This window comes from Pseudoalteromonas sp. K222D, assembly GCF_017653575.1.
Classification (GTDB): domain Bacteria; phylum Pseudomonadota; class Gammaproteobacteria; order Enterobacterales; family Alteromonadaceae; genus Pseudoalteromonas; species Pseudoalteromonas nigrifaciens.
The window spans coordinates 39360-64524 of the sequence record NZ_JAGGDL010000001.1; the positions used below are offsets into that span (position 1 = coordinate 39360).

Sequence of the window (25165 nt, forward strand, 5' to 3'; positions counted from 1 at the left end):
GTATCCCCTAAAAATCCATTGATTGTTTAATTGCGGCCAATACTTTTAATGCATCCGGTACATATTCTTTTTCAAGCGCTAACGGATACGGCGTATCTAAGCCACACACGCGCATAATTGGCGATTCTAAATGTAGGAAACATTCTTGACCAATGGTTGCCGCTATTTCTGCACCAAAGCCATTAGTAATTGGCGCTTCGTGGCTAACAATCAAGCGTCCAGTTTTAGTCACCGACTGTGCAATTGCCTCTACATCCCATGGTAAAATACTGCGTAAATCAATTACTTCACAGCTAATGCCTTGTTCACTTGCTTGTTTGGCGGCGTCTTCTATTATTTCCATTTGCGCGCCCCACGCAAGTAAGGTCACGTCTGTACCTTGCTGTACTACCTCGGCTTTTCCAAGCTCAATGGTGTAATCTTCTTCTGGCACTTCGCCGATTGATGCGCGGTATAAGCGTTTTGGTTCAAAAAACAATACCGGGTTGTCATCTTTGATTGCCGCGCGTAATAAGCCTTTTGCTTGGTACGGGTTACGCGGCACAATCACTTTTAAGCCTGGTGTATGTGCAAAGTAAGCCTCGGGTGATTGTGAATGATACAAGCCCCCTGCAATTCCGCCGCCGTAAGGTGTACGAATAGTTAAATTACCCACATTAAACTCATTACCACTGCGGTAGCGAAATTTAGCTGATTCATTAACTATTTGGTCAAAGGCTGGAAATATATAATCTGCAAACTGTATTTCTGCCAGCGCTGGAGCGCCAAAAGCCGCTAAACCATTCGCAAAACCTAAAATACCTTGCTCTGTAAGCGGGGTATTAAATACACGGTGTTTACCGTACTTTTCTTGTAAGCCTGAGGTTGCTCTAAATACACCACCAAAGTAACCCACATCTTCGCCAAAAATACAAGCTTGTGGATGCTCTGCCATAGTAATGTCAAGTGCAGAGTTAATTGCGTGTAGCATGTTCATTTTAGCCATTACTTAATTCTCCCTGCTGTAACTGGGTAGGCATCTGGATGCAGTTTTATATGCGCTTTTAGTTGCTCATATTGGCGTTGCAATGATGGAATTGGGGTATCGTAAACATCTGATATTAATTCTTCTAAAGCTGGCTTTGCCACTACTTCGGCACGTTTTAGCGCAGCTAAAATTTCTTCACGAATTGATTCTTTAGCTTTTACATCGTCGGCTTCGTTTAGCCAGTCTTGCTTAATTAGCCATTTTCTAAACTTGTCGATTGGGCATACTTGATGATTAGCTTCTTCATCTTTAGAGCGATAACCACTTGGATCGTCTGAGGTCGAATGCGCACCTAAGCGATAAGCAATTGATTCAATTAAAATTGGCTCGCCTGTGCTCACTGCAATTTCACGGGCTTTTTTAGTTGCCGCATACACTGCAAGGGCATCTGTGCCATCAACACGAATTGTTTTAATACCGTAACCAACGCCACGAGAAGCAATGCCGTCACCTTTAAACTGCTCATCTGCAGGGGTCGAAATAGCATAACCATTATTACGGGCAAAAAATATTACCGGCGCTTGATGCACTGCAGCCATATTTACACCGGCATGAAAGTCCCCTTCAGACGCTGCGCCTTCACCAAAATAACAAATAGTGATGTTATCTATAGTGCTGGCAAGCTCACCTGTTTTAGCATCTATATGTTTAATTTTTTGACCATAAGCGTAGCCAGTCGCTTGTGGAATTTGTGTTCCTAATGGCGATGATATGGTCATATAGTTTAATGCTTTAGAACCATAATGAATCGGCATTTGGCGGCCTTTGCCTAAATCCAGTTCATTAGAAAACATTTGGTTCATAAACTGATCAAGCGTAAAACCACGATAGTGAAGCGCCGCTTGTTCACGGTACTGAGCCATAATCATATCATTTTGATCAAGCGCAGCTGCAGAGGCTGTTACTGCAGCTTCTTCACCTAAACATTGCATATAAAAGCTAATGCGGCCTTGGCGCTGTGCACCTTGCATGCGCTCATCTAACAAACGTATAAAGCGCATGGTTTCGTATAATTTAATTGCGGTATGTTTTGAAATGTCGGGTGCGGTTGCACCTGGATGAATCTCGCCGTCCTCAGTTAAAATACTAAGGGTTGGAATAGTTAACGCATTGCCATCGATAAACTCAAGCTTATGGTTAATATTCAGCGATACGTTATTTGGATTACTCATAACCTACCTTCTTTTGTTGTCGATAAAACAGTACCCATTAAATTATTATTGTGGGTTGATTGCTGCGAATAAACTTTGCAACATCTGCACTGTCTTTAATTAAAGCTGCCGACACTTTACGTTAACGTAAAGTGTTATTCAACAAATCTGTGACGAAACAAAACTAAATAGTGAGTATAAAAATGGCAAGTTAACTATACAGATATTTTACTATTTATTAATCATATAGTTAACTTATTACAACAAGTGGTCTGATCAGCTATTTTAAATAAAATTACTGTCTATCGCCATTGGCACAACGGTTAACAGCGCTCGCTGGCCAATAGCTACGTTTGCATTGGGGAAAATAATCGCTTCTCCTTGCACATCGGCGTAGTAAGGTGTATCGCCATCAGTAGCTAACAACTCACCCTTGGCAAAACCTGTGAAGTTTTCGGCCTGATCTGAAAATGGAAAACTAAATTCATTCTGCGTTCTATTTATGGTGCGGTGCACAGTAAACAACTCGAATTCATCTGCATTAAATTCTGGATATTCAACCTTATCTTGGCTAATTAATGCAGTGAGTGTTTGTTTGGTTTTTGCAAAGCGGCTCATGTCATTCTCACCAAAGGGCTTAACTTGGCCAAGCTCGACCGTAAACGAATCGGCACCATGCACAAATGATGAATAATAACTAAAGGTGGTTGCTGGGGATTTCATCATTAATACGGTATTTACCCCACAACTTAATAAAAACTGTAATTGCGACTTTTTCCACGGTTTACCATGTAAATAGGGATACACTGCAAACTTTTCGTTTTTAGAGCCACGAATTGCAGTATGTAAATCGTAATGGCAGCGGCTGCTACCTTGCTCGCCTCGGCTAAAAAAGTCACTTACGTACTGCTCTAATTTGGCTGCACGGGTACGTTCGTTATTCATTGGTACGCCGTCTACACTATGGTGGCCATTAAACAACCTGTTAAGGTTTTCTTCTACAAAACGCAAACCAATATTAATTGATTGCGGATTACCAAAAATAAATAAAGCGCGCTGCTTTAAGAGCAGCTCACCGGCGATTATTTGTTTAATTAATTCGTCGCATATTTCGATTGGTGCGGTTTCGTTTCCGTGCACTGCACTTGAGTACACTACGTCTTTGCTTGAAACAGTGGCCGGTTGAAACTCTATAACACCGGTATCATGAATAGTAACTACGGTGCCATTATTGAGTGTGAACTCCCCTGCGGCTAAGTGCCATTCGTTATTGCGGCTTAGCGTCAAAAAGTCGCCAGTTTGTTTTAATTCTTCGATGTAATCTGGAGTAGTGGCTGACATATGGATAAAAGCCCTTTGTAAAATTGAAATTATTATTATGCAATTAAAAACAAAAACGGCTGATTAAATCAGCCGTTTTTAAGTAATATAAGCGATATTAGCTAATAACTGAGTCTACTAGCTTTTTAGCTTCTTTTTCAAGTAGTGCTAAATGCGCTTCACCTTTAAACGACTCAAGGTAAATTTTGTATATATCTTCAGTACCCGATGGACGCGCTGCAAACCAACCACTTTCGGTAACTACTTTTAAACCACCAATTGGCGCATTATTACCTGGCGCATGGGTTAGCTTTTGTAAAATAGGTTCACCTGCGAGTGTATCGGCTTTAACGTCGTCGGCACTGAGGGCTTTTAAACGCGATTTTTGCGTGCTTGTAGCCGGTGCGTCTATACGTTTATAAAGCGGCGAGCCAAATTCTTGCTCTAACTCTTTATAAAGAGCAGACGGTGTTTTACCGGTAACAGCAAGTATTTCGGCCGCTAATAAGCCCATAATAAAGCCATCTTTGTCGGTACACCAAACACTGCCATCAAAACGTAAAAATGCGGCGCCAGCACTTTCTTCGCCGCCAAAGGCTAACTTACCTTTATTTAACCCTTCAACAAACCATTTAAAGCCAACCGGTACTTCTTTTACTTTACGGCCATTACGCTCAGTAACTTTGTCGATCATGGAGCTGGAAACTAACGTTTTGCCAATTTGCACATTTGCGTTCCAGTCTCGATTTTTAAGCAAATAATCAATCGCAACCGCTAAAAAGTGATTAGGGTTCATTAAACCATCTGGCGTTACTATGCCATGGCGGTCGTAATCTGGATCGTTACCAATGGCAATATCAAAATCATCTTTAAGCGCAATAAGGTTGGCCATTGAATAAGGTGATGAGCAATCCATACGAATTTTGCCATCTTTATCAAGTGGCATAAATGCAAAACGAGGATCAACAACATCATTTACAACGCTAATGTCTAAATTATATTTTTTAGCGATAACCGGCCAAAAATTAATGCCTGAGCCGCCCAGCGGATCAACGCCAATTTTAATACCCGCTTCGCTAATGGCTTTTAAATTAACAATATTTTCTAGATCATTAATATACGGGGTCATTAAGTCTTGGTATTTAATAAACCCTGAGCGCGAGGCTTTAGCAAACGGAAATAATTCCACTTCAACTAAGTCCTCTAGTAATAACTGATTAGCTCTGTCTTCTATCCATTTAGTTACGTCGGTATCGGCAGGCCCGCCATCGGGTGGGTTGTATTTAAACCCGCCATCCTCTGGTGGGTTATGCGAAGGCGTAACTACAATGCCGTCGGCTAATTCATTTGGGTGCAGCTTGTTGTAACTTACAATAGCGTGGCTAATTACCGGTGTTGGAGTAAAGTCACCATCGTCTTGGGTGATCACTTGCACTTCGTTGGCTACTAATACTTCTATTGCCGAATTAAAGGCCGCTTCACTTAAAGCGTGGGTGTCTTTTCCTAAAAATAACGGGCCAAAAATATCGTTTTGTTTTCTGTAGTCACAAATAGCTTGAGTAATAGAGAGTATGTGCGACTCGTTAAATTTAACATCGTAGGAGCAACCACGATGCCCTGATGTACCAAATGCAACACAATGCTCTGGATTCTGCTCAAGGTCTGGCTCATTTAAATAATACGCAGAGACTAATTTAGGTACATTTATTAATACCGATTGTGGAGCTGGTTTGCCCGCACCTGGATGAATAGCCATAGTATTTCCTTACAGGTAGTCGCGAATTTTTTCAGCTTGTTCTGTGCTATAACCTAAACACAAAGCAACTTCATGAAGCATCATTTTTTTACGTGTAGTGTTAGAGTTTGTCATTACCCAGTACTCACTGTCGGTGATGTTTTTAGGGTTCATACTGCTACCACTATTAACTAAGTCTTCTTTGCTAGTAGCAAAGTAAACGCGATCACGGCCTTTGATATCTAATACGGCGCGAAAGTCAGTTTTATGGGTACGGTAAAATGCACTTAAAATAAATAAAAAACGACCCACAACGCCTTTCTGCATTGCCAACTCTTCTTTATTTAATACATTAAATACATTCGCATTTTTTTGCTGCACAGACTTCTCAGCTACTGCACTTGGCTTAGCAGCAAGCGCAGGTGTTTGCTCTGCTACAGGGGGAACTTTAGGCAAGGTAGTTGTTGTTTGATTATTTTGATTAAGCTCTACGTTTGCGGTCTGAATTTTTTCGCCGCTCAGATTTAATAAACGACGTAAAATAGTGGATGCGCTCTCACCAATACTTTGCGTATTGCTGGCAATATACTGATATAACTCGTCGTCTATGTCGATTTGTTTCATGTTCTTCCTGTCATTACGGCCACATTTTTCTTTCCGTGTGATTATACCCAAACCAGTTAGAAATGCGAGTTACAACAAACCCCGCTGTAAACATATATTTTAAATTACTTATGTGCGCTATTTAAATTACTATTTAGCACGATTAAATAGCTAAATATTGTTGATAAAACAGGCTACAGCCCAATATTATATTTTGTGACTGTATTTTTTGCTTTTTAAGCAAATGCTCGTCACACTATGGCGAATTTTACACTGAGGCTAATATGCAGTTAAATTATAAGCAACAAGGGCAAGGCCCACATGTTATTTTAATTCATGGGCTTTTTGGATCATTAGAGAACTTAAACGTGATCGCAAAACCCCTTAGTGAATTTTATACCGTAACCAATGTCGATTTACGTAACCATGGCAAATCGCCCCATAGCGATACAATGACTTATGCGGCAATGGCCCAAGATATTATTGAATTATTAACGCATTTGAACATAGATAAAGCGCACATTATAGGTCACTCTATGGGCGGAAAAGTAGCAATGGAATTGGCATTAACCCATCCAGAGCACGTTAATAAATTAATTGTGCTTGATATAGCACCTGTTAGTTACCCTGCTCGCCACACTAAAATTATTCAAGCGCTTAAAGCGGTTGCAAACGAATCTATTACAGATAGAAAGCATGCCGATGCAATTATGCAGCCTTTTATAGACGAGATGGGTGTGCGTCAGTTTTTATTAAAAAGTTTAGCTAAAAACGATGAAGGCAATTTTGCATGGCGGTTTAATTTATTGAGTCTTGATAAAAATTATTCGATAATTACCGACAATGTTAATGAAAACAATTCTTGTTTGTGCGACACTCTATTTATTAAAGGTAATGATTCTGACTATATATTAGCTGAGCATAGAGCGGCTATTAATGCGCGCTTTAGTAATGCCAGTGCCAAAATAATTCACGGTGCTGGCCACTGGTTGCATGCGCAAAAGCCATTAGCAGTGAATAAAGCAATAAATGACTTTTTAAGTGCGATTTAAACTCATTTTAATCGCCTGTTTTTGATTTTGCGTACTAAAAAGTCGTATATTTATATGCTATAGTATGCGCCGTTTAATTTAAAGGTTACACGTTGATGGTCAGTCAGTTAATTAACGAATTTGATACCTTAGGGTTGTATTTTGGCTTAGCCGGTATTTTTATATTTATCGGTATGGCAATTAAAGACGTACTAAAAAGCGGCAATGTACCCAAGTTTGGTCGTTACATTGTTTGGGCTGTACTCTTTTTAGGGTGTTCTGGCTTTATTGCTAAAGGACTTATTCAAGTATTTTGGCAAGGCGCAGGTGTAGGTTAAGCATGGCCAAGTCAGAAACAGATAGAACAACGCTCGATTTATTTGAATACGAAAAACGCCCAGGCAGACCTAAAACCAATCCCCTTCCACGGGATATGCAGTTAAAGGTTAATAAACGTAATCAAATAAAAAGAGATAAAGCACGTGGTTTAAAGCGTGTTGAATTTAAAGTTTCTTCACAGTTATATCAGGCACTTAGTGATATGGCAGATGCACAAAATATTAGCCGCAGTGTGTTGATTGAAACAATTTTACAAGAAAGATTGGCTATTGATAGATAAAAGGTTTAATCCATGGCAAGTGTAGGCATTTTTTTCGGAAGTGACACAGGTAATACAGAACACGTAGCAAAAATGATCCAAAAAGAATTGGGTAAAAAGCTCGTAGCTGTACATGATATTGCAAAAAGCTCTAAAGAAGAGATTGCGGAATTTGATTTAATCTTATTTGGTATTCCTACTTGGTATTATGGCGAAGCGCAATGTGATTGGGATGATTTTTTTCCTGAGCTTGAAGAAGTAGACTTTGAAGGTAAGCTGGTTGCTATTTTTGGTTGTGGTGACCAAGAAGACTACGCAGAGTACTTTTTAGATGCAATGGGCATGATTAACGATATAGTTACTGAACGTGGTGCTATTGTGGTTGGTCATTGGCCAAGTGAAAGTTATAATTTTGAAGCATCTAAAGGTATTGCTGATGACAAACATTTTGTTGGTTTAGGTATCGATGAAGACCGTCAACCAGAACTCACTGAGCAGCGTGTTAAAGCCTGGTCTGCCCAAGTTTATGAAGAAATGTGTTTAAGCGAACTTGCTGATTAACTTTATTTTTTCTTGGTTTTTGCTTAAATTAGTAGCAATATATTAGTAAATGCGCTTTTATCGGTATTTATTAGCTTTGACCTTTGCACTTAGTAGCTAGGCACGTTACCCTTACCGGTTGATGTGTCGTGTACATCTATTCGTGTACATCCTTGCAAGGTGTCTAGTATAACCAAACAAAATTGAGACAGATTTAATGACTGATCATAATTTGGAATTAAAAAAAGCCGGTTTAAAGGTTACTTTACCGCGAATTAAGATTTTAGAGATTTTACAATCACCTGATAACCAGCATATTAGTGCTGAGGATGTTTATAAAATTCTTCTAGATTTGGGTGAAGAAATCGGTCTTGCAACTGTATATCGCGTACTTAATCAATTTGATGACGCTGGTATTGTTACTCGCCATCACTTTGAAGGTGGTAAATCAGTATTTGAACTTGCAACCAGCACTCACCATGACCACTTAGTATGTCTAAAATGTGGTAAAGTGGTTGAGTTTGAAGATGATGTTATTGAACGTCGCCAACTTGAAGTTGCTGAAAGAAATGGTATTAAATTAACCAATCATTCTTTATATTTGTATGGTGAATGCGAAGACAAAGAAGCGTGCAAAAATTTTGCTAATAATATAAGTTAAGCTTGTATTATAAACAAAAAAAACCTGCTTAATGCAGGTTTTTTTGTCAGTAAAATTCCCAGTACTCATTACTAACACTTCCTAGGTAATAATGAGTACAGAGGCGTTAACCTTTACTGGGTTTTTGACCATGAGTCACGCAGACCCACTGTTTGATTAAATACTATGTTTTTCGCTTTTGAATCTCGCGAAAAATAGCCAGTACGTTCAAACTGAAAACCTTGCTCGGCTGCTGAATTAGCCAACGATGGCTCTAACTTAGCATTCGTTAAAATAACTAATGAGTCAGGGTTTAAGGTGCTTTCAAACTCATCGGCTGCTGCTGGGTTTGGTACGCTAAATAAACGGTCATACAAACGTACTTCTGCTGTAATCGCTTCACTTGCCGATACCCAATGAATAACCCCTTTAACTTTACGACCATCACTTGGGTTTTTACCTAGCGTTTCTGGGTCAAAAGTACAATAAATAGTGGTAATTTCACCATTTTCGTCTTTTTCAACACGCTGTGCTTTAATTACATAAGCGCCGCGTAAGCGTACTTCTTTATCAAGTACTAAACGTTTGAACTTGTTATTAGCTTCTTCTTTAAAGTCTTCACGTTCAATATAAATTTCACGTGTGAATGGCACATCACGGCGACCCATTTCTTCTTTATTTGGATGATTAGCCACAGATAAGGTTTCAACTTTATCAGCATCATAGTTTTCAATAACGATTTTAACGGGATCAAGTACCGCCATTGCACGTGGTGCATTTTCGTTAAGGTCTTCACGGATACAGGCTTCAAGCATGCCCATTTCAACCATGTTTTCTTGTTTAGTTACACCAATACGTAAGCAGAACTCACGAATGGAGGCTGGGGTATAACCACGACGACGTAAGCCTGCAATCGTAGGCATACGTGGATCATCCCACCCTTCTACATGATTATTCACTACTAAGTCGCTGAGCTTACGCTTAGACATAATAGTGTACTCTAGGTTTAAGCGTGAAAACTCAATTTGTTGTGGATGACACTCTAAACTGATGTTATCAAGTACCCAGTCATATAAACGACGGTTATCTTGAAACTCCAGTGTACACAATGAATGAGTAATACCTTCTAGCGCATCAGAAATACAGTGAGTAAAGTCGTACATTGGGTAAATGCACCACTTATCTGCAGTTTGATGATGATGAGCAAAGCGTACACGATAAATAATAGGATCGCGAAGCACCATAAATGAGCTTGCCATATCAATTTTAGCGCGCAGTACACACTCGCCTTCTTTAAACTCGCCATTACGCATTTTTTCAAATAACGCGAGATTCTCATCACTTGCTGTATCGCGGTATGGGCTGTTTTTACCCGGCTCTTTTAATGTGCCACGGTATTCACGGGCTTGATCTGCCGTTAAAAAGCACACATACGCTAAGCCTTTATTTATTAGCTCAACTGCATAATCGTATAATATATCGAAGTAATTAGACGAGTATTTAATTTCGCCATCCCAATTAAAGCCTAACCACTGCACGTCTTCTTTAATAGAATTAACGTAGTTAATATCTTCTTTTTCTGGGTTTGTATCGTCAAAGCGTAAGTTACATAAACCGTTATAGTCTTTTGCGATGCCAAAATTTAAACAAATTGATTTTGCATGGCCAATGTGTAAAAAACCATTTGGTTCGGGTGGAAAACGAGTATGCGTAGACGCATGCTTTCCACTTGCTAAATCTTGGTCAATGCGGGTTCTAATAAAATTACTTGGGCGATTCTCGATTTCCGCCATAGGAGTATGATCCTCAAAATAGTGCGTGATAACAAAACTAATGCATTATTACAAAAACATACACTAACATACAGCAATAGATTAAGGTTTATTTTAGATCTTGGTTAACTTTAATTCAGTAACGAGTCAGTTAATGAATAAACTTTGTTTTAGCGCAATAATAACGTCATCAAAGGCCATTATAGTAAGCAAATAACCTGACTTAAAGGAACCATGATGGCTATACAAAATCAACACCGTGTTTATATTCCAACCAATGCCCGTACCAATCACTACCTTTTAGCTGAAATAACCCCTACCACTGATTTTTATAAAAGCTTTAGTAATATTAACTGTTGTTATGAGCGTATAGCACGTGAGCTTTTTTCTTGCTGTGATGAGCTTGGCTTACACAATGTGCATTTATTAGCGAACGACAAACTACCTGTAGTACGCTTTAACGATGAGTCGTATCAGCTTGAAACGAATAAACAAATGTTGTTTTTTTATAACCCTCGCTACCACGAAGCACATAAAGCGTACTACACTGAAAATATAGCCAGTAAAAAAATCAGGCTGTTATTTTTAGCAACCGGTGACGATCTGCGTGCAAATTCAGCACTGTTTCATAGCAAAGTACAAAAGGTATTAAATAATTTACAACAGCAGTTATTTTTAGAACAACCACTGTTTAAACTGCGCGATCATCAACATTTAACCTATGACTTATTTGCTAAAGATAAAGGCAATAAACAAACCTACGGTTATAAACTGCGTAGCCTCTACCCTCGCTACCAGTCAAGGCAGTGTAATATTCCCAGTGATCATGCCCAAATGAGCTATGCAACCTTCGCTATTCCAGTGTCACGAGCAATCAAAACGCAATTTCAAACACAAATAAATAATCGTGATTTTAAGCAATTTTATACATACTTTACCGATTTATTTACCCAAATTTGTAATACCAATAAGTTAACCCACGGGGCTATGGTTGCTAATGGCGCTATACCAATTATTCGTAATAGCAGCATTGATAAAAATGACGGTAATCAAGAATTACAAAAGTTAAGCTTTGACATAGAGACTGATCAAGTGCAAATTAAAGCGCTATTTAATGAAGATAAATTAGTAGAAACACTGCATTTTGTAGTGGTAGCTGCGCAGCATAATAATAATGAAATGGGCTATGGGCGGTTTATGAATCAAGTAGAGAAAACGATTCATACTTTGTGCGATGAGTTAGCTATAAATAAACAACGCCAAGATTTATCAGTGCGGTTTTATCAGCATATAAGCTACCTATACTAAGTGTAAAAGTAAAAGTAAAAGTGCAGATAACAAAAAGGCTCGCATTAGCGAGCCTTTTTAGAGTAAAAAAGCGATTACCAGCCTGTTTTCTCTTTAAGTGCTTTACCGATATCAGCAAGTGAACGTACAGTTTTTACGCCCGCAGCTTCTAGTGCAGCAAATTTCTCATCAGCAGTACCTTTACCACCGGCAATGATTGCGCCAGCGTGACCCATACGCTTACCTTCTGGTGCAGTAACACCAGCAATGTAAGATACTACAGGTTTAGTAACGTGTGCTTTGATGTACTCTGCAGCTTCTTCTTCTGCAGTACCACCAATTTCACCGATCATTACGATCGCTTCAGTTTGTGGATCTTTTTCGAACATTTCTAAAACGTCGATAAAGTTAGTACCTGGAATTGGGTCGCCACCAATACCAACACATGTAGACTGACCAAAACCAGCATCAGTAGTTTGCTTAACTGCTTCGTACGTTAATGTACCAGAGCGAGAAACAATACCTACTTTACCAGGTTTGTGGATATGACCAGGCATGATACCAATCTTAGTTTCACCAGGAGTAATAACACCTGGGCAGTTAGGACCGATCATACGTGTACCTGTTTGATCTAGTTTGATTTTAACATCAACCATATCAAGTGTAGGAATACCTTCAGTGATACAAACAATCAGCTCGATGCCTGCATCGATTGCTTCTAAGATTGCATCTTTACAAAAAGGTGCTGGTACATAGATAACAGACGCAGTTGCGCCAGTTTCTTGTACTGCTTCACGCACTGTATTGAATACAGGAAGACCAAGGTGCGTTTGACCGCCTTTACCTGGGCTTACGCCACCAACCATTTGTGTACCGTACTCAAGCGCTTGCTCTGAGTGGAAAGTACCTTGGCCACCGGTGAAACCTTGACAGATAACTTTTGTATCTTTATTGATTAATACAGACATTATTTGCCCTCCGCAGCAGCAACTACTTTTTCAGCAGCGTCTGTTAGTGATTCAGCAGCGATGATGTCTAGACCAGAGTTTTTAAGAACTTCACGGCCTAGTTCAGCGTTAGTACCTTCTAAACGTACAACTACTGGTACGTTTACGCCTACTTCTTTAACTGCGCCAATGATGCCTTCAGCAATCATGTCACAACGTACAATACCGCCAAAGATGTTAACTAAAACAGCTTTAACATTATCATCAGAAAGAATGATTTTGAATGCTTCAGAAACACGTTCTTTAGTCGCGCCGCCGCCAACATCTAGGAAGTTAGCCGGTTTGCCACCGTGTAGATTTACGATGTCCATAGTACCCATTGCTAGGCCTGCACCGTTAACCATACAACCAACGTTGCCATCTAGCGCTACGTAGTTAAGCTCAAAGCTTGCTGCATGTGCTTCACGTGAATCTTCTTGTGAAGGATCGTGGAATTCACGGATTTTAGGTTGACGGTAAAGTGCATTACCATCGATACCGATTTTGCCGTCAAGACAGTGAAGGTTACCTTCGTCTGTGATCACAAGCGGGTTGATTTCAAGTAATGCGAAATCAAAATCAGTGAACATTTTACCAAGACCCATAAAGATCTTAACAAACTGTTTCATTTGTACTGGGTTAAGACCCAATTTGAAACCTAGTTCACGTGCTTGATAAGCTTGAGGACCTACTAATGGGTCGATCTCAGCTTTGTGGATAAGCTCAGGTGTTTCTTCAGCAACAGTTTCAATTTCAACGCCGCCTTCAGTAGACGCCATGAAAACAACTTTGCGAGATGCACGGTCAACAACTGCACCTAGGTACAATTCGTTGGCGATGTCAGTACAGCTTTCTACTAAAATTTTAGCAACTGGCTGGCCTTTCTCGTCTGTTTGGTAAGTAACTAGGTTTTTACCTAACCAGTTAGCTGCAAACGCTTTAACTTCGTCGATAGTTTTTACTAGCTTTACACCGCCAGCTTTACCACGTCCACCTGCGTGAACCTGAGTTTTAACAACCCACATATCGCCGCCAATTTTTTCAGCAGCAGCTGCAGCTTCTTCAGGTGTATCGCAAGCGTAACCTGTAGAAACTGGTAAACCATATTCGGCAAAAAGTTGTTTTGCCTGATACTCATGCAAATTCATGATGCTTTATCCAAATTTTTATACTAAAAGAGCCGAATATTTTTTCAAATAAACAACTATCCCAAATTGCGACCATAGTATAGATCCCAAGGCTTAACATGAAAACCCCAGTATGACCAAAGGCGCAAAAAAAAAGCTGTGAATGTTCATTCACAGCTTACATTTCATACAACTAAATTAAACATCCAGTAATAAGCGTGTTGGATCTTCAAGTAACTCTTTAATTGTTACTAAGAAGCCAACAGATTCTTTGCCATCAATGATGCGGTGGTCATAAGAAAGTGCTAAATACATCATAGGAAGTATTTCTACTTTACCGTTTACAGCCATTGGACGATCTTGGATTTTATGCATACCCAAAATTGAAGACTGCGGTAAATTAATGATAGGAGTAGATAGTAAAGAACCAAATACACCGCCATTTGTAATAGTGAAGTTACCACCCGTCATATCATCAAGTGTTAGCTTACCATCACGACCTTTTAGTGCTAGCTCACGAATACCTTTTTCGATTTCTGCAACTGATAACTTGTCACAATCTTTAAGTACTGGCGTTACTAGACCACGAGGTGTAGATACAGCGATGCTGATGTCGAAATAGTTGTGATAAACAATATCGTCACCATCAATTGATGCATTTACATCTGGGAAGCGCTTAAGTGCTTCAGTAACCGCTTTCACGTAGAAAGACATGAAACCTAAACGAATACCGTGGCGCTTTTCAAACACTTCTTGATACTGCTTACGAAGGCTCATGATAGGTTCCATGTTCACTTCGTTGAATGTTGTTAACATTGCAGTTGAGTTTTTCGCTTCAAGTAAGCGCTTAGCAATTGTTTTACGTAAACGCGTCATAGGAACACGTTTTTGTGTACGATCGCCCATTGCTGCTGCAGGTGCCGCCGCTGGTGCTGCTTTTGCCGCTGGTGCAGGTGCTTTTAAGAAAGTATCTACGTCTTCTTTAGTTACACGACCGTTTTTACCCGTGCCTTTAATTTTTGCAGCGTCTAGGCCTTTTTCAGCAATTAAACGACGTACTGAAGGTGTTAACACATCAGAGCTGTCGTTTGACTCACTTGCTGCTGGTGCAGCTGCGTCTGCTTTTTTAGCTGGTGCTGCTGGAGCGCCGCCCGCTTTAACCGAACCAATTACTTGCTCGCCTAATACAGTGTCGCCTTCGCCGTGGATTATTTCACCCATGATACCGTCTTCTTGAGCAACAACCTCAAGTACCACTTTATCAGTTTCAATATCTACTAAGTTTTGATCGCGAGTTACTGCGTCGCCTGCTTGTACATGCCATGTAGCAATTGTTGCGTCTGCAACTGATTCTGGAAGTACAGGAACTTTAATATCCACTTCTTTACCTTCTGATGCTGGTGCTGATTGCGCCGCTGGCGCGTCTTCTGATTTAGTTGCTGCAGATTCTTCAGTTGAAGAGTCTTCTTTTGGTGCATCTTCACTTGCTGGTGCTGCATCAGCATCGCCAAGTAAACCGATAACTTGATCGCCAAGTACCGTAGCGCCTTCTTCTTGTGTAATTTCAGTAATCACACCGTCATGTTGCGCAACAACTTCTAAAACCACTTTATCTGTTTCAATGTCTACTAAGTTTTGGTCGCGAGTTACTTTGTCGCCAACACTTACATGCCATGTAGCAACGGTAGCATCTGCAACCGACTCAGGAAGAACAGGAACTTTAATTTCTGTGCTCATTGCTTATCCTTTATTTTCGATAGTAAGCGCGTCGGCAACGAGCGCTTGTTGTTCTTTAGTATGTACTGACATATAACCACATGCTGGTGATGCTGAAGCCTTACGACCCGCATACGTTAGTTTAGCGTTTTGTGGAATAGCATCTTTGAAGTGATGTTGCGAGCAATACCATGCACCTTGGTTTTGCGGCTCTTCTTGACACCATACAAAATCAGTTACGTGCTGGTAACGCTCTATAATAGTTTTCATTTCGTCGTGTGGGAACGGGTAAAGCTGCTCTACACGTACGATTGCAATATTATCTTGTTCAAGCTTGCGGCGCTCTTGTAATAGTTCATAGTAAACTTTACCACTACAAAAAATAACGCGTTCTACTTTCTCAGGGTTAATATCATCAATTTCGTCAATCACATTATGAAAAACACCTGCAGAGAGTTCTTCTAGCGAAGACACTGCTAACGGATGGCGTAGTAATGACTTAGGCGTCATAACAATCAGTGGACGACGCAATGGTCTAACTGATTGACGACGAAGCATTGCATATACTTGCGCTGGCGTTGAAGGTACACATACTTGCATATTGTGATCAGCACAAAGTTGTAAAAAGCGCTCTAAGCGTGCAGAGCTGTGCTCTGGACCTTGGCCTTCGTAACCATGTGGTAATAAAATAGTAAGGCCGCATAAACGCCCCCACTTTTGCTCACCCGAGCTTAAAAACTGATCAAATACAACTTGTGCGCCGTTTGCAAAGTCACCAAACTGTGCTTCCCAAATAATTAATGACGTTGGCTCTGCAGTTGCGTAACCATATTCAAAAGCAACAACCGCTTCTTCAGAAAGAACTGAATCGAATACTTGGAAAGTACCTTGATCTTTACCAACATGCTCAAGTGGAGTGTAAGTCGCACCATCGGCTTGACTATGTACTACCGCATGGCGATGGAAGAAAGTACCACGACCAGAATCTTGTCCAGTAAAACGAATATCTGTGCCTTCTGCTGCAATAGTTGCATAAGCGAGTGTTTCTGCCATACCCCAATCAAGCGGCTTTTCGCCAGATGCCATTAGCTTACGATCGTCGTAAATTTTCTTCACGCGCGATTGCGCTTTATGACTCTCTGGGTAGCTAGACACTATGTTGCCAAGCTCTTTTAGTTTTTCAACCGAGACACTTGCATCGTAATCAACACTCCATTCATGGCCAACATACTTTGCCCAATCTGATGAATGTGATGTTTCTGGCTGTATTTCATCAACCACACAATTACCTTCGTCTAAACCATTACGGTAATCATCAACAAGTGCTTTAACCTCATCTTCAGTGAATGAGCCTTCGGCAATTAATTGATCAGCGTAAATTAAACGTGGAACTGGATGCTTTTTAATTTTTTGATACATAACAGGCTGAGTAGCATTAGGCTCATCAGCTTCGTTATGACCATGGCGACGGTAACAAACAAGGTCAATTACAACGTCACGCTTAAATTGGTTTCTGAAATCAAGTGCCAGTTGAGTAACAAATGCCACTGCTTCTGGATCGTCAGAATTAACATGAAATATTGGCGACTGCACCATTTTAGCAATGTCAGTACAGTATGGAGTAGAACGTACATCGTCTTGTTTAGACGTTGTAAAACCAACTTGGTTATTTACTACTATACGAATACTACCGCCACAGCTAAAGGCGTTTGTTTGTGACATGTTAAATGTTTCTTGTACAACACCTTGACCAGCAATTGCTGAGTCGCCATGAATAGTAATTGGCAGTGCTTTAATACCTGAGCTGTCACCTAAGCGGTCTAAACGAGCACGTACTGAGCCCATAACCACTGGATTTACAATTTCAAGATGCGATGGGTTAAACGCAAGTGCCATGTGCACATTGCCACCTTTAGTAGCAAAGTCAGATGAGTAACCCATGTGGTATTTAACATCACCCGAGCTTAACGTGTCTTTGTGTTTACCGGCAAACTCATCAAATAACTCTGATGGATTTTTACCAAGTACGTTCACAAGTACGTTTAAACGGCCGCGGTGAGCCATACCAATAACAGCTTCTTTTTGGCCACTTTCACCAGCGCGGTGAATCAGCTCTTTAAGCATAGGTACTAACGCATCGCCACCTTCAAGTGAGAAGCGCTTAGCACCTGGGAACTTAGCCCCTAAATATTTTTCAAGACCATCGGCTGCGGTTAATCCTTTAAGGATACGTAGCTTTTCGTCTTTATTGAATTTTGGCCTAGACTGAACAGACTCTAAACGCTGTTGTAACCAACGTTTTTCTTCTGTTGATGTGATGTGCATATACTCGGCGCCAATAGAACCACAATACGTGGTTTTTAGTGCTTGGTATAACTCACCTAGAGGCATAGTATCGCGCCCTACAGCAAACGATCCTACATTAAATTCGCGGTCAAAGTCAGCATTGGATAGGTCGTGGTAATCTAGCTCTAAATCTCGTACGCGCTCTCGCTGCCAAATACCTAACGGATCTAAGTTAGCATTTTGGTGTCCACGAAAACGGAAAGCATTAATAAGTTGCAATACTTTAACCTGTTTAAGGTCACCGCCACTGCCCTCTGCTACCACTACTTCTCTATGCTTGTTTTTAGCAAGCGCCGCAAACTGTGCTCGAACTTCTGAATGTTTTACTTCAACATCCACACCATCAACTTTAGGTAATTGTTCAAACACTTCTCGCCATTCTTCTGGCACCGAAGTCGCATCGTCTAAATACGCTTCATAAAGCTCTTCAATATAAGCAACGTTACCGCCGTTTAAATGTGAAGATTCTAGCCATGCCTTCATCACACCTTCGTGCATTTATAAGCCCTTTTCTTTAGCGCAGAAATTAATAGTTATGATAACAGGATGACTAATTAGTATTAGCCATCCTACATTTACTAAGTAATTAAACCGCTCGGTTTAATAACATAGATTTTATTTGTCCAATTGCTTTGGTCGGATTAAGACCCTTAGGACAAACGCTAACACAGTTCATTATACTGTGGCAACGGAACACACTGAAAGCATCGTCTAAGTCAGCTAAACGCTCTTCTGTTGCTGTATCTCGGCTATCAGCCAAGAAACGGTAAGCATGAAGAAGGCCTGCTGGACCAATGAACTTGTCTGGATTCCACCAGAACGAAGGACACGATGTTGAACAACATGCACATAAAATACACTCATAAAGCCCATCTAACTTATCACGTTCTTCGATTGTTTGAAGACGCTCGCCAGCTGCTGGCGTGTCATTAATTAGATACGGTTTAACTTTTTCGTATTGAGTGTAGAACTGACTCATGTCAATAACAAGGTCACGAACCACAGGTAAGCCTGGTAATGGACGCACTACTATTTTACCTTTGCCACCTTTTTGCAGCGTAGATAAAGGAGTGATACATGCCAAACCATTTTTACCATTCATGTTAACACCATCAGATCCACACACGCCTTCACGGCATGAACGACGGAAAGATAATGTTGGATCTTGTTCTTTTAAAAGAATAAGTGCATCCAAAACCATCATGTCGTGACCTTCCTCTGTTTGCAAGGTGTATTCTTGCATACGAGGTGCGTTGTCAACATCGGGATTATAACGATAAACTGAAAATTGTACTTGTGCCATCGTCTATCTCCTAGTACACACGTGCTTTAGGTGGGAAAGCTTCACGCGACTTAGGCGCGTAGTTTACGTCACGCTTGCTCATTTCATCCGTTAACGGATTAAATACTGAGTGACATAACCAGTTTTCGTCATCACGATCTGGGAAGTCAAAGCGAGAGTGTGCACCACGGCTTTCGGTACGGAAGTTTGCAGCTACTGCAGTTGAGTAAGCTGTTTCCATTAAGTTATCTAGTTCAAGACATTCAATACGCTGCGTGTTGAAGTCTGATGATTTATCATCAAGACGTGCATGTTGCAGACGTTCACGAATTTCTTTAAGTTCTTGCAGACCAGCAGCCATTGAGTCACCTTCACGAAATACCGAGAAGTTAAGTTGCATACATTGCTGTAAGTCTTTTTTGATTTGAACTGGATCTTCACCTTGGCCAGCCGTTGAATTTTCCCAACGATTGTAACGTGCAAGTGATGTTTCTAAATCAGACTCTGATGCCGCTTTAGAAATTTCAACATCATTTAGGTATTTACCTAAGAAGTTACCGGCCGCACGACCAAATACCACTAAATCAAGTAATGAGTTACCACCTAAGCGGTTAGCACCGTGTACTGATACACAGGCAATCTCACCTACCGCAAACAAACCTTCAACGATTGTTTCTTTGCCGTTTGCGTCGATTTGTAGCGCTTGACCATTTACGTTGGTTGGCACGCCACCCATCATGTAATGACATGTAGGAATTACTGGAATTGGTTCTTTTGCAGGGTCAACGTGAGCAAATGTTTTAGCAAGGTCACATACACCAGGAAGACGCAGATTTAGTGTTTCTGCACCTAAGTGATCTAGTTTTAGCTTAAGGTGAGGACCCCAAGGACCATCACAACCACGACCTTCACGGATCTCAGTCATCATTGAACGTGCAACCACATCGCGAGATGCTAAGTCTTTTGCGTTTGGTGCATAACGTTCCATGAAGCGCTCGCCATCTTTATTTAAAAGATAACCACCTTCGCCACGACAACCTTCAGTTACTAGCGTACCCGCGCCAGCAATACCCGTTGGGTGGAACTGCCACATTTCCATATCTTGCATAGAAATACCAGCACGTGTTGCCATACCAACGCCATCGCCGGTGTTGATGTGCGCATTAGTAGTTGATGCAAAAATACGACCCGCACCACCTGTTGCTAATACTACTGCTTTAGATTTGAAATAAGTGATTTCACCTGTTTCAATTTCAATTGCAGTACAACCTACTACATCACCATTATCGTTTTTAACTAAATCAAGTGCATACCATTCTGAGAATACATTTGTTTTGTTTTTAACATTTTGTTGATAAAGAAGGTGTAATAGTGCGTGACCAGTACGATCGGCAGCTGCCGCAGTACGTGCAGCTTGTTCACCACCAAAGTTTTTCGATTGACCACCGAAAGGACGTTGGTAAACACGGCCATTTTCAAAGCGAGAAAATGGGAGACCCATGTTTTCTAATTCAGTAATAGCTTCTGGGCCTGTTTGACACATATATTCAATAGCGTCTTGGTCACCGATAAAATCGGAGCCCTTAACGGTATCGTACATGTGCCATTCCCAGTTATCTTCGTGCGAGTTACCAAGCGCTACTGTAATACCACCCTGTGCTGATACAGTGTGTGAGCGAGTTGGAAATACTTTAGAGATTAAAGCACACGTTTTGCCAGACTCAGTAATAGCTAAAGCAGCGCGCATACCTGCACCACCGGCACCGATTACTACGGCGTCAAATTCACGAACAGAATATTTCACTTATACACCCCATAATACGATTAGACCAATAGCTACGTAAGCAAAGGCCATTAGGTTTAGTACAAAGCCTAAAACAGCACGAAGCTTAGCGCACTTAACATAGTCTGTTAGAACTTGCCAAAGGCCAATGCGGGTATGAACCATAATGCAAACCAGGGCAATTAAAGTAAACCCTTTCATTGCTAGGTTAGAGAAGAGGCCTGTCCAGGCTTCGAAAGTGACTTCTGGCGTTGCTAAAAAATAGCCGATAATAAAAATCGCATACGCGCTTATTATTAATGCCGTGGTACGTAAAGATACGAAATCTTGTACACCATCACGTTTAAGAGTTGCTTGATTTAAAACCATATCCACACCCCTGCCAATACGGCAAACACAACGCCAAGAGCCATTGCAATTTTAGCGCTGAGGTTACCTGATTCAAGTTCTTCCCAATGTCCCATATCCATAATCATATGGCGAATACCACCAATAAGGTGATAACCCAATACAGACACGGTGCCCCAAGCAATAAATTTGGCAATGAATCCGTTAAACAGACCCTTGACGAATTCAAAACCTTCAGCAGAAGAAAGAGACTCTGACCAAGCCCAAATGACAAACGTTAAAGCAAAAAATAATGCAACACCGGTGACGCGGTGGAAAATTGACGCTTTAGCCGTTGCCGGCATAGATATAGTTGTTAGATCTAGATTTACAGGTCTTTGCTTTTTCACAGTTACTTGCCCATCTTGCCCACAGTGGGGCTCATCTACTTGTTTTTCTAAAACCCACCAAATATTTCTGATGGAACTATCAAAATAAACGTCTCTTTACAAATAAAGTTCACTATAATGCAAAAATTATAATGTAAAAATATGTTTACCTAAATACAATACGGTTAAAAACCTTCGACAGTATATATAGCCGCAGGCCTTTTTACAATTCTTGTTTAGTTAGAGCCATTTGCAAATTAGCCAATGGTATAATATTCAAACCATACCGAATATTTATTATACGTATACGCATAATGCTTATAAAAATTGACTTTATACCCCTCTTTCACGTTAAAATGAGAAGATGTGCTTAAAACAGATTTTAGAGTATAAAATCAGAATAGTTATCTTAATAGGAGATACATAGATGGCGGATAAGAAAGCCACAGTCCATATTGATGGTCTAGATCCAATCGAACTTCCAATTTATCAAGGTACTGCTGGCCAGGATGTAATTGACGTACGTACATTAGGTTCACATGGTCACTTTACTTACGATCCAGGTTTTATGTCGACTGGCTCTTGTGAATCTACAATTACTTATATTGATGGCGGCAAAGGTGTTCTACTTCATCGTGGTTACCCAATTGAGCAGCTTGCTGAAGACTCTAACTATGTAGAGCTATGTTACTTACTATTAAACGGTGAGTTACCTTCAAAAGAGCAGTATGAAGAATTTGCACAACAAATCACTCGCAGTACTATGCTAGATGAAAAAATTGCAACTTTCTTCCAAGGTTTCCGTTTTGATGCACACCCTATGGCAATGCTATGTGGCGTGGTTGGTGCTTTATCATCTTTTTATCATGAAGATCTTGATATTACAGACGCAAGCCAACGCAAAACAAGTGCAATTAAATTAGTAGCTAAGTTACCTACTATTGCAGCTATGGCTTATAAAACAAACATTGGCCAACCATTTGTATACCCACGTAACGATTTAAGCTACGCCGAAAACTTCTTACATATGATGTTCTCTGTACCTGCTGAAGAGTATAAAGTTAACCCTGTAACGGCTAAAGCTATGGATAAAATATTCATGCTTCATGCTGATCATGAACAAAACGCATCAACGTCTACTGTACGTCTTGCAGGTTCATCTGGTGCTAACCCATATGCTTGTATTGCTGCTGGTATCGCATCTCTTTGGGGCCCTGCACACGGCGGCGCTAACGAAGCATGTTTAAACATGTTAGAAGAAATTGGTTCTGTTGATCGCATTGACGAATACGTAGCTAAAGCAAAAGATAAGTCAGACCCGTTCCGTCTTATGGGCTTTGGTCACCGTGTTTACAAAAACTTTGATCCACGTGCAACGGTAATGCGTCAAACGTGTCACGAAGTACTTGCTGAGCTAAATATTCAAGATCCATTGCTTGATATTGCAATGAAGCTTGAGCAAATTGCGCTTGAAGACCCGTACTTTGTTGAGAAGAAACTCTACCCTAACGTAGATTTTTACTCAGGTATTATCTTAAAAGCGATCGGTATTCCAACAAGCATGTTCACTGTAATTTTTGCAATGGCACGTACTGTTGGTTGGATCACTCACTGGGATGAGATGCTATCTCAACCTGGTCATAAGATCAGCCGCCCACGTCAGCTTTACACGGGTTACACACAACGTGACTACAAAGCAGCTGACAAGCGTTAATTCGCTGTAATATTGCTTAAGTATTTTAAAAGGTCGCTATTGCGACCTTTTTTGTTACTCAGCACTTGAGAATTATCTTAAACAGATTACAATTCTCGCCCTAAATTGACTAATTAAATGAGCTTATGTCTGTTTCCACGTTTGATATCACTAAAATACGTAATGATTTCCCAATCCTAAATCAAACGATTAATAGCCAAACTTTAACTTATTTAGACTCTGGGGCAACCACACAAAAGCCACAATGCGTTATTGATACCACGGCACAGTTTTATGCAGCGCAAAACGCGAACGTACATCGTGGACGCCATACCCTCAGTGAGCAGGCTACTTATCGTTATGAGCAAGTACGCGATAAAGCTGCAGAATTTTTTGGTGTTAATAGTAATGAAATTGTATGGACTAAAGGGGCAACTGAAGCTATAAACTTAGTCGCTAATGGCTTAAAAAATCAAATAAAAGCCAGCGATACCATCATTATTACGCCTATTGAGCATCATGCTAATATTGTACCTTGGCAGGTTTTGTCTCAGCAAACTGGTGCTAAGCTTGCTATTTTACCGCTTAACGACGATGCCACCTTTGATATACCTTCATGCTGTGAATTTATAAAGCAGCATAAACCTAAGTTATTGACCATTAGCCAAGCCTCTAATGCGCTTGGTAATATCACTAATTTAGCGCCGTTAATTGCCAGTGCGAAAGCGGTAGGCGCATTAGTACTGGTTGATGGCGCACAAGGAGCAATGCATTTAAAAGCTAATTTAAGCACACTTAATTGTGATTTTTACGTTTTTTCTGCCCATAAAATGCTGGGGCCAACCGGTTTAGGTGGCTTATATGGCCGCTACGAGCAATTAAATGCCCTCACCCCATACCAAACCGGGGGAGAAATGATCCAAACCGTAACCTTAACGCACAGCACTTATCGCGATGCACCGGCAAAGTTTGAATCGGGGACGCCAAATATTGCCGGCGTATTAGGCTTTGGTGCAGCACTTGAGTATATAAATGCATTAAATCACCCTGCTTTAATTGAATATGAACAAACGCTATTTAATTATGCAGCCAATAGACTACAGCAAATTGATGGCATCACCCTATTTAGTGACCTTAAGCATAATATTGGCACTTTATGTTTTAACTATAAAGATGAGCATCCATACGATTTGGCAACTTTACTTGACGGATATGGGGTTGCACTGCGCAGTGGCCATCATTGCACTCAGCCTTTAATGGCGCATTTAGGGGTCAATGGCACCCTTAGAGCAAGCTTAGCTTTCTATAATAACCATACAGATGTAGATAATTTTATTGATGCACTACAAAAATGCATTGCTCTATTAGACTAATGTTGGATAAGAATATGACAAATACTTTTAATAAAGCAGCCCAAGGGATAAAAAATGCACCTGCATGGCAGCAAAAATACCGAGAAATAATGTTACTTGGTAAAACATTACCAGTACTTGCTGACGTTTTGAAAATAGACAGCGCATTAGTCCCTGGCTGCGAAAGTAAAGTGTGGCTATTTGTGGAGTTTGATTTAACCGAAAATACACTCGTGGTGATAGGTGATTCTGATACCCGTATTGTAAAGGGCTTACTTGCCTTAATATTAGCGCTATACAATGGCCTTACCCCAGAGCAAGTACTGGAGATAAACGCCTATCAAGAGTTTGAAAAACTAGGGTTAATTAGCCACTTAAGTCCATCTAGAGGGAATGGTATTAAAGCCATGGTAGAGACGATTCAAACCATGGCTAAACAAAAAATAAGTTAAATCAACCC

General features: G+C 40.5%; 23 protein-coding genes. 9 read left to right on the top strand and 14 right to left on the bottom strand.

Annotated features, from left to right (window positions below):
- Positions 1–7 precede the first annotated feature (7 nt).
- The 5 genes from J5X91_RS00175 to seqA all read right to left on the bottom strand — a co-directional run bounded on the left by J5X91_RS00175 (position 8) and on the right by seqA (position 5857).
- On the bottom strand, positions 8–985 hold the full coding sequence (locus tag J5X91_RS00175; RefSeq protein ID WP_011328309.1) for a transketolase C-terminal domain-containing protein: 978 nt from the start codon (positions 983–985) through the stop codon (positions 8–10).
- Complete coding sequence (locus J5X91_RS00180) at positions 985–2199, bottom strand: thiamine pyrophosphate-dependent dehydrogenase E1 component subunit alpha (RefSeq protein WP_011328310.1); 1215 nt, start codon at positions 2197–2199, stop codon at positions 985–987. The genes J5X91_RS00175 and J5X91_RS00180 overlap by 1 nt, the downstream gene beginning before the upstream one ends.
- Positions 2200–2463: 264 nt before the next feature.
- Entirely contained in the window at positions 2464–3519 is a 1056-nt protein-coding gene (gene astE, locus J5X91_RS00185) for a succinylglutamate desuccinylase (protein WP_011328311.1), read from the bottom strand.
- 97 nt (positions 3520–3616) lie between these two features.
- Positions 3617–5254 (bottom strand): phosphoglucomutase (alpha-D-glucose-1,6-bisphosphate-dependent), encoded by a 1638-nt coding sequence (gene pgm / locus J5X91_RS00190; protein ID WP_011328312.1) that lies wholly within the window; start codon positions 5252–5254, stop codon positions 3617–3619.
- Between the two features lie 9 nt (positions 5255–5263).
- Positions 5264–5857: a replication initiation negative regulator SeqA gene (seqA, locus tag J5X91_RS00195; protein ID WP_011328313.1), complete on the bottom strand. Its 594-nt coding sequence runs from the start codon at positions 5855–5857 to the stop codon at positions 5264–5266.
- Between the two features lie 263 nt (positions 5858–6120).
- On the opposite strand from seqA, the gene J5X91_RS00200 reads away from it, so the two are divergent.
- The 5 genes from J5X91_RS00200 (at position 6121) to fur (ending at position 8666) form a co-directional block, all read left to right on the top strand.
- Positions 6121–6888, top strand: coding sequence for an alpha/beta fold hydrolase (locus J5X91_RS00200; RefSeq protein WP_208833829.1), 768 nt, complete (start codon positions 6121–6123; stop codon positions 6886–6888).
- 95 nt (positions 6889–6983) lie between these two features.
- Complete coding sequence (locus J5X91_RS00205) at positions 6984–7205, top strand: DUF2788 domain-containing protein (RefSeq protein ID WP_011328315.1); 222 nt, start codon at positions 6984–6986, stop codon at positions 7203–7205.
- Positions 7206–7207: 2 nt separating this feature from the next.
- Complete coding sequence (gene ybfE / locus J5X91_RS00210; RefSeq protein ID WP_011328316.1) at positions 7208–7486, top strand: LexA regulated protein; 279 nt, start codon at positions 7208–7210, stop codon at positions 7484–7486.
- A gap of 12 nt (positions 7487–7498) precedes the next feature.
- Positions 7499–8026, top strand: a complete 528-nt coding sequence (fldA, locus tag J5X91_RS00215; RefSeq protein WP_011328317.1) for a flavodoxin FldA — start codon at positions 7499–7501, stop codon at positions 8024–8026.
- Between the two features lie 196 nt (positions 8027–8222).
- Positions 8223–8666: a ferric iron uptake transcriptional regulator gene (gene fur / locus J5X91_RS00220; RefSeq protein WP_011328319.1), complete on the top strand. Its 444-nt coding sequence runs from the start codon at positions 8223–8225 to the stop codon at positions 8664–8666.
- Positions 8667–8779: 113 nt separating this feature from the next.
- Here the strand turns inward: fur and glnS are convergent, their stop codons facing one another.
- Positions 8780–10438, bottom strand: coding sequence for a glutamine--tRNA ligase (gene glnS, locus J5X91_RS00225; RefSeq protein WP_086994249.1), 1659 nt, complete (start codon positions 10436–10438; stop codon positions 8780–8782).
- Between the two features lie 216 nt (positions 10439–10654).
- On the opposite strand from glnS, the gene J5X91_RS00230 reads away from it, so the two are divergent.
- Positions 10655–11725 (top strand): DUF3083 family protein, encoded by a 1071-nt coding sequence (locus J5X91_RS00230; protein ID WP_011328321.1) that lies wholly within the window; start codon positions 10655–10657, stop codon positions 11723–11725.
- Between the two features lie 74 nt (positions 11726–11799).
- Here the strand turns inward: J5X91_RS00230 and sucD are convergent, their stop codons facing one another.
- From sucD to sdhC, 8 genes are all read right to left on the bottom strand, one after another.
- Positions 11800–12672: a succinate--CoA ligase subunit alpha gene (gene sucD, locus J5X91_RS00235; RefSeq protein WP_011328322.1), complete on the bottom strand. Its 873-nt coding sequence runs from the start codon at positions 12670–12672 to the stop codon at positions 11800–11802.
- Complete coding sequence (gene sucC, locus J5X91_RS00240; protein ID WP_011328323.1) at positions 12672–13838, bottom strand: ADP-forming succinate--CoA ligase subunit beta; 1167 nt, start codon at positions 13836–13838, stop codon at positions 12672–12674. Before sucC ends, sucD begins: the two co-directional genes overlap by 1 nt.
- A 177-nt stretch (positions 13839–14015) precedes the next feature.
- Entirely contained in the window at positions 14016–15554 is a 1539-nt protein-coding gene (odhB, locus tag J5X91_RS00245) for a 2-oxoglutarate dehydrogenase complex dihydrolipoyllysine-residue succinyltransferase (protein WP_011328324.1), read from the bottom strand.
- A gap of 3 nt (positions 15555–15557) precedes the next feature.
- Complete coding sequence (gene sucA, locus J5X91_RS00250) at positions 15558–18377, bottom strand: 2-oxoglutarate dehydrogenase E1 component (RefSeq protein WP_011328325.1); 2820 nt, start codon at positions 18375–18377, stop codon at positions 15558–15560.
- Positions 18378–18465: 88 nt separating this feature from the next.
- A complete protein-coding gene (locus J5X91_RS00255; RefSeq protein ID WP_011328326.1) occupies positions 18466–19182 on the bottom strand; it encodes a succinate dehydrogenase iron-sulfur subunit in 717 nt (238 codons plus the stop codon).
- Between the two features lie 10 nt (positions 19183–19192).
- Entirely contained in the window at positions 19193–20965 is a 1773-nt protein-coding gene (gene sdhA, locus J5X91_RS00260; RefSeq protein ID WP_011328327.1) for a succinate dehydrogenase flavoprotein subunit, read from the bottom strand.
- A complete protein-coding gene (gene sdhD / locus J5X91_RS00265) occupies positions 20966–21313 on the bottom strand; it encodes a succinate dehydrogenase, hydrophobic membrane anchor protein (protein WP_011328328.1) in 348 nt (115 codons plus the stop codon).
- Positions 21304–21681 carry a succinate dehydrogenase, cytochrome b556 subunit gene (gene sdhC / locus J5X91_RS00270; RefSeq protein ID WP_011328329.1) on the bottom strand — a complete coding sequence of 126 codons (378 nt, stop codon included), beginning with the start codon at positions 21679–21681 and terminating at the stop codon, positions 21304–21306. The genes sdhD and sdhC overlap by 10 nt, the downstream gene beginning before the upstream one ends.
- Before the next feature lie 406 nt (positions 21682–22087).
- On the opposite strand from sdhC, the gene J5X91_RS00275 reads away from it, so the two are divergent.
- The 3 genes from J5X91_RS00275 to J5X91_RS00285 all read left to right on the top strand — a co-directional run bounded on the left by J5X91_RS00275 (position 22088) and on the right by J5X91_RS00285 (position 25157).
- Positions 22088–23374, top strand: a complete 1287-nt coding sequence (locus J5X91_RS00275; protein WP_208833830.1) for a citrate synthase — start codon at positions 22088–22090, stop codon at positions 23372–23374.
- 125 nt (positions 23375–23499) lie between these two features.
- Positions 23500–24726, top strand: coding sequence for a SufS family cysteine desulfurase (locus tag J5X91_RS00280; RefSeq protein WP_208833831.1), 1227 nt, complete (start codon positions 23500–23502; stop codon positions 24724–24726).
- Positions 24727–24740: 14 nt separating this feature from the next.
- Positions 24741–25157, top strand: coding sequence for a SufE family protein (locus J5X91_RS00285; protein WP_011328333.1), 417 nt, complete (start codon positions 24741–24743; stop codon positions 25155–25157).
- The last annotated feature ends 8 nt before the right edge of the window (positions 25158–25165 follow it).